This window comes from Streptococcus halitosis (genome assembly GCF_003143695.2).
Classification (GTDB): Bacteria; Bacillota; Bacilli; order Lactobacillales; family Streptococcaceae; genus Streptococcus; species Streptococcus halitosis.
Genome location: NZ_QEMY02000001.1, coordinates 720,763 through 730,000, shown reverse-complemented (window position 1 = coordinate 730,000; position 9,238 = coordinate 720,763). Strand labels below are relative to the sequence as shown.

General features: G+C 42.1%; 5 protein-coding genes, 2 tRNA genes, 2 rRNA genes and 1 pseudogene (1 of these 10 cut by a window edge). All 10 read right to left on the bottom strand.

Annotated features, from left to right (window positions below; genetic code table 11):
- Positions 1 to 1,602, bottom strand: a 23S ribosomal RNA gene (locus tag DB729_RS03615) (it extends 1,300 nt beyond the left edge of the window).
- Between the two features lie 122 nt (positions 1,603 to 1,724).
- Positions 1,725 to 1,797 (bottom strand) — tRNA-Ala (locus tag DB729_RS03610).
- Positions 1,798 to 1,848: 51 nt separating this feature from the next.
- A 16S ribosomal RNA gene (locus DB729_RS03605) occupies positions 1,849 to 3,397 on the bottom strand.
- Together the 16S and 23S rRNA genes with 2 tRNA genes alongside form the textbook arrangement of a ribosomal RNA operon.
- Positions 3,398 to 3,627: 230 nt before the next feature.
- Positions 3,628 to 3,699: transfer RNA gene (locus DB729_RS03600), tRNA-Glu, on the bottom strand.
- Between the two features lie 58 nt (positions 3,700 to 3,757).
- A pseudogene (locus DB729_RS03595) lies at positions 3,758 to 4,018 on the bottom strand (23S rRNA (uracil(1939)-C(5))-methyltransferase RlmD); the annotation flags it as partial.
- 39 nt (positions 4,019 to 4,057) lie between these two features.
- Positions 4,058 to 6,016, bottom strand: coding sequence for an ATP-dependent zinc metalloprotease FtsH (ftsH, locus tag DB729_RS03590; protein ID WP_033583696.1), 1,959 nt, complete (start codon positions 6,014 to 6,016; stop codon positions 4,058 to 4,060).
- A gap of 15 nt (positions 6,017 to 6,031) precedes the next feature.
- Positions 6,032 to 6,574 (bottom strand): hypoxanthine phosphoribosyltransferase, encoded by a 543-nt coding sequence (gene hpt, locus DB729_RS03585; protein WP_000889395.1) that lies wholly within the window; start codon positions 6,572 to 6,574, stop codon positions 6,032 to 6,034.
- A 4-nt stretch (positions 6,575 to 6,578) separates the two neighbouring features.
- The gene (gene tilS, locus DB729_RS03580; RefSeq protein ID WP_033583699.1) at positions 6,579 to 7,856 is read right to left on the bottom strand and encodes a tRNA lysidine(34) synthetase TilS; all 1,278 of its coding nucleotides are present in this window, start codon (positions 7,854 to 7,856) and stop codon (positions 6,579 to 6,581) included.
- Positions 7,853 to 9,121 (bottom strand): serine hydrolase, encoded by a 1,269-nt coding sequence (locus DB729_RS03575; protein WP_033583701.1) that lies wholly within the window; start codon positions 9,119 to 9,121, stop codon positions 7,853 to 7,855. Before DB729_RS03575 ends, tilS begins: the two co-directional genes overlap by 4 nt.
- On the bottom strand, positions 9,114 to 9,236 hold the full coding sequence (locus tag DB729_RS09525; RefSeq protein WP_000429343.1) for an SP_0009 family protein: 123 nt from the start codon (positions 9,234 to 9,236) through the stop codon (positions 9,114 to 9,116). Before DB729_RS09525 ends, DB729_RS03575 begins: the two co-directional genes overlap by 8 nt.
- Between the last annotated feature and the right edge of the window lie 2 nt (positions 9,237 to 9,238).

Genomic DNA, 9,238 nt, shown 5'->3' with positions numbered 1-9,238 from the left:
CTTTTCTTGGCAGTGTGACGTCACTAACTTCGCTACTAAACTTCGCTCCCCATCACAGCTCAATGTTATAGAATTAAGCATTTGACTCAATTCACACCTCACTGCTTAGACAGACACTTCCATTCGTCTGCTTTAGTTAGCCTACTGCGTCCCTCCATCACTACATACTCTAGTACAGGAATATCAACCTGTTGTCCATCGGATACACCTTTCGGTCTCTCCTTAGGTCCCGACTAACCCAGGGCGGACGAGCCTTCCCCTGGAAACCTTAGTCTTACGGTGGACAGGATTCTCACCTGTCTTTCGCTACTCATACCGGCATTCTCACTTCTATGCGTTCCAGCGCTCCTCACGGTACACCTTCTCCACACATAGAACGCTCTCCTACCATACCTATAAAGGTATCCACAGCTTCGGTAAATTGTTTTAGCCCCGGTACATTTTCGGCGCAGGGTCACTCGACTAGTGAGCTATTACGCACTCTTTGAATGAATAGCTGCTTCTAAGCTAACATCCTAGTTGTCTGTGCAACCCCACATCCTTTTCCACTTAACAATTATTTTGGGACCTTAGCTGGTGGTCTGGGCTGTTTCCCTTTCGACTACGGATCTTAGCACTCGCAGTCTGACTGCCGACCATAATTCTTTGGCATTCGGAGTTTATCTGAGATTGGTAATCCGGGATGGACCCCTCACCCAAACAGTGCTCTACCTCCAAGAATCTTTATGTCGACGCTAGCCCTAAAGCTATTTCGGAGAGAACCAGCTATCTCCAAGTTCGTTTGGAATTTCTCCGCTACCCACAAGTCATCCAAGCACTTTTCAACGTGCCCTGGTTCGGTCCTCCAGTGCGTCTTACCGCACCTTCAACCTGCTCATGGGTAGGTCACATGGTTTCGGGTCTACGACATGATACTAATGCGCCCTATTCAGACTCGGTTTCCCTACGGCTCCGTCTCTTCAACTTAACCTCGCATCATATCGTAACTCGCCGGTTCATTCTACAAAAGGCACGCTCTCACCCATTAACGGGCTCGAACTTGTTGTAGGCACACGGTTTCAGGTTCTATTTCACTCCCCTCCCGGGGTGCTTTTCACCTTTCCCTCACGGTACTGGTTCACTATCGGTCACTAGGGAGTATTTAGGGTTGGGAGATGGTCCTCCCAGATTCCGACGGGATTTCTCGTGTCCCGCCGTACTCAGGATACTGTTAGGTACAAAGACTATTTTAAATACGAGGCTCTTACTCTCTTTGGCTGATCTTCCCAAATCATTCTTCTATAATCTTTGAGTCCACATTGCAGTCCTACAACCCCGAAGAGTAAACTCTTCGGTTTGCCCTTCTGCCGTTTCGCTCGCCGCTACTAAGGCAATCGCTTTTGCTTTCTCTTCCTGCAGCTACTTAGATGTTTCAGTTCACTGCGTCTTCCTCCTCATATCCTTAACAGATATGGGTAACAGGTAGCACCTGTTGGGTTCCCCCATTCGGAAATCCCTGGATCATCGCTTACTTACAGCTACCCAAGGCATATCGTCGTTTGTCACGTCCTTCTTCGGCTCCTAGTGCCAAGGCATCCACCGTGCGCCCTTATTAACTTAACCTTATTTTCTGACCTTTCAGTCATAAACTCTTTTAATACTACAGCGTTTCGGTTTATTTTCTTGTTACTATTTGATATAGATATTCAATTTTCAATGTGCATTACTTGGTGATCTCTCACCAATGGAGCCTAGCGGGATCGAACCGCTGACCTCCTGCGTGCAAAGCAGGCGCTCTCCCAGCTGAGCTAAGGCCCCACAAGACCTCTCAAGACTAAACAAGACCAATGCGCAGTTCCTTATCCTTAGAAAGGAGGTGATCCAGCCGCACCTTCCGATACGGCTACCTTGTTACGACTTCACCCCAATCATCTATCCCACCTTAGGCGGCTGGCTCCTAAAAGGTTACCTCACCGACTTCGGGTGTTACAAACTCTCGTGGTGTGACGGGCGGTGTGTACAAGGCCCGGGAACGTATTCACCGCGGCGTGCTGATCCGCGATTACTAGCGATTCCGACTTCATGTAGGCGAGTTGCAGCCTACAATCCGAACTGAGACTGGCTTTAAGAGATTAGCTTGCCGTCACCGGCTTGCGACTCGTTGTACCAGCCATTGTAGCACGTGTGTAGCCCAGGTCATAAGGGGCATGATGATTTGACGTCATCCCCACCTTCCTCCGGTTTATTACCGGCAGTCTCGCTAGAGTGCCCAACTGAATGATGGCAACTAACAATAGGGGTTGCGCTCGTTGCGGGACTTAACCCAACATCTCACGACACGAGCTGACGACAACCATGCACCACCTGTCACCTCTGTCCCGAAGGAAAACTCTATCTCTAGAGCGATCAGAGGGATGTCAAGACCTGGTAAGGTTCTTCGCGTTGCTTCGAATTAAACCACATGCTCCACCGCTTGTGCGGGCCCCCGTCAATTCCTTTGAGTTTCAACCTTGCGGTCGTACTCCCCAGGCGGAGTGCTTAATGCGTTAGCTGCGGCACTAAACCCCGGAAAGGGTCTAACACCTAGCACTCATCGTTTACGGCGTGGACTACCAGGGTATCTAATCCTGTTTGCTCCCCACGCTTTCGAGCCTCAGCGTCAGTTACAAGCCAGAGAGCCGCTTTCGCCACCGGTGTTCCTCCATATATCTACGCATTTCACCGCTACACATGGAATTCCACTCTCCCCTCTTGCACTCAAGTTAAACAGTTTCCAAAGCGTACTATGGTTAAGCCACAGCCTTTAACTTCAGACTTATCTAACCGCCTGCGCTCGCTTTACGCCCAATAAATCCGGACAACGCTCGGGACCTACGTATTACCGCGGCTGCTGGCACGTAGTTAGCCGTCCCTTTCTGGTAAGATACCGTCACAGTGTGAACTTTCCACTCTCACACTCGTTCTTCTCTTACAACAGAGCTTTACGATCCGAAAACCTTCTTCACTCACGCGGCGTTGCTCGGTCAGACTTCCGTCCATTGCCGAAGATTCCCTACTGCTGCCTCCCGTAGGAGTCTGGGCCGTGTCTCAGTCCCAGTGTGGCCGATCACCCTCTCAGGTCGGCTATGTATCGTCGCCTTGGTGAGCCGTTACCCCACCAACTAGCTAATACAACGCAGGTCCATCTGGTAGTGATGCATTTGCACCTTTCAATGCATTATCATGCGATAATCCATTTTATGCGGTATTAGCTATCGTTTCCAATAGTTATCCCCCGCTACCAGGCAGGTTACCTACGCGTTACTCACCCGTTCGCAACTCATCCAAGAAGAGCAAGCTCCTCTCTTCAGCGTTCTACTTGCATGTATTAGGCACGCCGCCAGCGTTCGTCCTGAGCCAGGATCAAACTCTCATTAAAAGTTTGAGTTCTCACTCATTTCTGTCACTGACAGATTTATTGTTTTTTCATTGTTCAGTACTATAACCTTAGTTATAGTGCCCTGCACATTGGTTCGTCTTGTTCAGTTTTCAAAGGTCTTTGTCACTCAATCTCTCTCAAGCGACAACTATATTAGTATATCACAGCTGCTAACCTATGTCAACACTTTTTTAAAACTTTTTTCAAGTTTTTTTACCGCGATACACACATAGTCCGTACGGGATTCGAACCCGTGTTACCGCCGTGAAAAGGCGGTGTCTTAACCCCTTGACCAACGGACCTTGAGCTTTTCAACTCTTTCTATTATACCTACTTTTCCTACTTTGTCAAGATCTTTTTTCAGTGAAGTTGATTTTTTCTTTTCTTCACTAACTTAACAACTGCTTCTGTTCGTGCAGTGTGGGGAAACATATCAACTGACTGGATATACTGGAGATCATAGACTTTTACCAGTTTAACTAAATCTCGTGCCAAGGTCGAAACATTGCAGGATACATAGACCATTTTTTCTGGAACATAGGTCAGAATGGCATCCAACAGCTTATCATCTAAGCCTGTACGAGGAGGGTCGACTATCAGGGCATCCGCTCGGTAGCCATCACATTAGAACATAAAAAGAGAGGTCGAACCTCTCTAAATTTATTTTTCTTCACTCATTTTTGATTTTACTTCATCATAAGATAGTGCATGGGATTCCTCTTCTACTGTCTCAGGCATTTTTCCTGTTTCGTAAAGAGATTTAATCTGTGTACTATCTAATGTTTCGTATTTCAACAATGCTTCTGCAATCAACTTATGAGTTTCACGATTTGATTGGATAATTTCAGCAGCTTTGTTTCGTGCCTCATTTAATAATGAACGAACTTCCTCATCAATCTCATAGGCTGTTTGCTCTGAAATTGATTTTTGAGGACTTTGTGCACCAAACATAGCATGATTACCTTCGTATTGAACTGGGCCAAGTTTTTCACTCATACCGTATTCAGTGACCATTGCACGAGCCATCTGTGTAGCTTGTTCAAAGTCATTTGAAGCTCCTGTCGTTTGGACATTAAAGATAATCTCTTCAGCTACACGACCACCCATCAAACCTGCCAATTGCTCTTTCATGTCTTCTTTAGATAGAAGCATTTGATCCTCTTTCGGAAGCGCAATCATGTAACCACCTGCACGTCCACGTGGTACAATTGTAACTTTATGAACAACACGGGCATTTGACAAGACTAAACCAACAATGGTATGTCCAGCCTCATGATAAGCAACCAATTCACGTTCTCTTTGTGATACTGTTTTATCTTTCTTAGATGGTCCAGCAATCACTCTGTCCTCTGCCTCATCAATATCTGAAGCATCAATGATTGATTTGTTGCGACGAGCAGCAACTAATGCCGCTTCATTTAGAACATTTTCTAAGTCAGCTCCCACAAAGCCTGGGGTTTGTTGGGCAACCAGTTTCAAATCAACATCGTCTGCCAGAGGTTTATTTTTAGCGTGAACTTTCAAGATTGCTTCACGACCTTTAACATCAGGACGGCCAACTAAGACTTTTCTATCGAAACGTCCTGGGCGGAGAAGAGCTGGATCAAGAACATCTGAACGGTTAGTTGCAGCGATAACGATGATTCCTTCATTTCCCTCAAAACCATCCATCTCAATCAAGAGTTGGTTCAAGGTTTGTTCACGTTCATCATTTCCTCCACCAAGACCAACACCACGTTGGCGACCAACAGCATCAATTTCATCGATAAAGATGATGGCTGGCGCTGCTTTTTTTGCATCCTCAAAAAGAGAACGAACGCGGCTTGCACCAACTCCGACAAACATTTCTACAAAGTCAGATCCTGAGATACTAAAGAACGGAACCCCTGCTTCTCCGGCAACTGCCTTAGCTAGTAAGGTCTTACCTGTTCCCGGAGGTCCCTCCAAAAGAACACCCGCGGGAATGCGCGCACCAAGTTTTGTAAATCGTTTTGGATCTTTTAGGAATTCAACAACTTCTACTAATTCTTGTTTTTCTTCCTCAGCACCTGCAACATCTGAGAATCGTACCTTGATATCTTCTTTGTTAGCAGCTTTAGCCTTGCTACGTCCAAAACTCATTGGATTTCTACTATTATTTCCTCCCATATTTCCCATCATAGAGAATAGGAAGAAGAAGAGAATAGCAAATGGCACAACAGACACAAGGATATTGATCCACATACCACTTGAACTCTCATGTTTGACTGTAACCTCAGCCTGATGTTCAGAAGCAAGTTTTTGCAATTCTGAAACTGTTGAATCAGACGGAAGAATAGTACTTGAGAATCTTTCTACTGTTGTAGCTGTAGGAGTAAAAAATTGAATTCCTGTTTCCTCTTTACTAGTCTTAGGATTTTTATAAACACCAGACACTTCAATGATGCTACCATTTGGCTGATAGGTTAATTCTTTTACATTGTCTGCTGTAATTTCTTTTACCAATTCTGTATAGTTAATTTTTTCGCTTCGTCCAGCAGTATTTCCAGAGTAAAAATACTGGAATCCTGTCACTAGGAAGAAGATAATTAACAAGTAGAGAAATGGATTTCTAACTAAACCATTATTTTGTTTTTTCATTAAAGATAGATCTTTCTAATTTGAATAAACTTCTTCTTTCAATACTCCGACATAAGGAAGGTTACGATAATTTTCCTTATAATCCAGACCATAACCTACTACAAACTCATTTGGAATAGTAAAGCAGGTATAATCCGCTTCAATTTCAACAACACGTCCCTCTGGTTTGTCCAACAAAGTCGCGATTTTAACAGAAGCTGCTTCTCTTGCAATAAACATATCTCGCAAATTTTTCAAAGTTTGACCTGTATCGATGATATCCTCTACAAATAAAACATGTCTTCCTTTGATATCTTGAGTCACATCTTGCTTGATATTGATGACACCACTACTTGCTGTTCCACCATGGTAACTAGATACCATCATGAAGTCCATCTCAATATGCGTATCAATATGTTTAACCAATTCAGCCATAAAAGGAATCGATCCTTTTAGAATTCCAATAAGAATTGGATTTTTCCCCTCATATTCTTTTGTTAGTTGTGCACCTAGCTTTTTAGCTGCTTCTGTAATTTCATCATGTGAAACGAGGATTTTTTCAATATCGTGTTCTAACATCTTTTTACCTATCTATTTTTTCTATATAAATTACAGTGTTCATTATATCATTTTTCGTGTTTTTACTCAAATCACTGGTCGCAATTCCTAAAATTGAGACAATTTCTCCAAATTGCTCAATAATAGGGGTTGTTTTTCGTTTTTCAATAGGGAGTTTCAAATCTATAAATAAACGTCTCAGTTTCTTTCGATGACCATTTAGGATAATAACATCGCCAGGTTTTCGACATCTAATATGTACAGATGTTTCCCGTGAAACCGTTACTTTTTGAACAAAATCCCCTTCAATAGGGATACCAAAGGAAAATAAATAACCCATATATTGAACTTGATTTTGATAGTGTAACACAAGTTCATCTTCCTTTTCATCGGCCTGAGGACTGATTTTACAAACTCGAAAATTCTGATACTCTTTTATCAGTTCGTAACCATTTTTAAGAGAGTGACGATACTGGCTTTTCGTTGCTAAAATCTGTCGAACTTCGGCAAACTGAGCCTTTGTCAGATTTAAGTCTGGAAATTGATTAAGATAATTCTGGAGCAAGATTCCTTGAGTTTGTTGAGAGTATGAAAATAGCTCATTCAAATCTTCCACATCAATTTGTTTAGAAAGCTCCGTTATTGTTGCTTGGTAATCTGAAATCTCCCTTCCTAAATCTAAAAGGGCGGATTTAAGACGAGGATTTTCTTTTTCAAGTTCTGGTAAATACCTATTTCGAATCCGATTTCGAAAATAGCTGTTCTCACGATTTGTTTGATCTTCGAAATGAAAAATTGGTGGAAAATCCTTTTTATGAAAATGCAATAAGGGGCGGATGATTTCAATGCCATCAACTACTTGACTTTCTTTTATTCCTGTTAAATGACGTAGCCGACTTCCTCGAATCAAGCGCATCAAAATCGTTTCAACTTGATCATCTGCATGGTGGGCAGTAACCAAGGCAGTCGCTCCAACCTCTTTCATGATTTTCCTAAAAAAATCATAACGAAACTCTCGAGCACGCGCTTCTGAAAAGTCTCCTGAAAAACTTGTGATATAAATAGGAAGTTCAGCTGCATCAGCTAACTTCCTTAGTTCATTTTCCTCCCAGTCAGACTCACTTCTCTGCTTATGATTTACATGTGCTAAAATCAACTCAATTTCCAACTCTTTTTGGTAAGTAGACAATAGCTGGAATAAAAACATTGAATCCAGTCCGCCAGACAGAGCCAATAAGACTTTAGAATGTTTTTTGAAATACTCTTTTTGGAGAAAATGATTTAAAAAATCCTGATCCCTCATTTTAGAACCTCATAGACATCCTTGGCTATCTTAGCAATGGTGTCATAATCAGAATTTTTAGTGAAAATGGAAAGAACGAAAGGAGAATCCGTATAGACAATGGCAGTGTCGTGTTTAAACTCGTCGGCATCTCCAATTTTATGAGCTACCTTAACCGAAACACCTTTTGCGATTCGTTGGTTGTCAAAATCGGTCTTACCTAGAGACTCTAGGACAAAACCATTCTGATTATAAATAGCTTCCATAAGTTTTCCAGCCATTTTTGAAGAAGTCAATTTGTCATTCACATCCCAATCTTCACCCATAATGGTGGACATTTTTTCTTTGAAAGCCCCGTCAGATTGATTGGTCACATAATAACCTAAAATATTATGAGCAACATTGTCAGACTCTTTTGTTACCTTGGTAATCAACTGTTGAAGACTGTATTCTTTGTTATCTTCTTTTTTAGGTAAGCTACCACTACCTTCTGGTTTATAGGACCCAGGGAAACTATTTACTTCTGGGATATACTTGAAGCTACTGTCTAGCGTATATTCCCCTTGATTTATCTTATCTTGAGCATAATAAAGGTAGGCTAGTTTCAAGATGCTAGCTGCATAGAGTTTACTGTCTTCATTCACCCCAGCCTCTTTACCCGTAGTCAGTTGTTTAACATAAATAGAATAATTTTCGTTCTGATAGTTACTTGATAAAACTTCTTGAACCTTCTGGATGCGATTGTCTTCTTCTGAGGTGAACTCTTTTGATACCCACCCAACTTGATCAATATGAAGAAATTCTTGTCCCTCAGCAAAAAGGGTTCTATCCACTGTTACGCGTTGATAGGGAGAGAAAGAGGAAGAAATTTCTTTCGTATCATAGGGGCTGTTGTAGATAACAAACCCTGGCTCCAACCATACTTGCCTATTTTGAGTTTGAACTTGACTTTGATCATAGACCAAGCGCTTATCTGCAAGGATAAACTGGTGATTATCTAATTTAAAAACAGGAACACCTTGTCTATTCAAACGCCATTCTACTATTTTAAAGGTGGTTTCAGGAGTCAATTTACCAGACTCCTTGACAAGATCCTCATTAGCATAGACAGCTGTTTCTCCATATACCATTGGGGATTCCAGAGTTTCTTTATAGTAGAATCCATAATCAGACTCGGTTAGATAATAAATTTCTTGCGAAGAGTAAGGAAGCTGTTTTTCTGTGCTAACTACTCTTGAGGTTATGATAAAAGCAGGTAGCAATAAAACTACTAAGAACTTACGCATTCTTCTCTTCCCTTTCTTCTTGTAATCGTAATAAATGGTTTTTAGCTGCCAATTCCTCTAATTTTTCATCTGATAAACTTAAAAATTGTTCAACAACTTCCAATAAATTTTCCATGA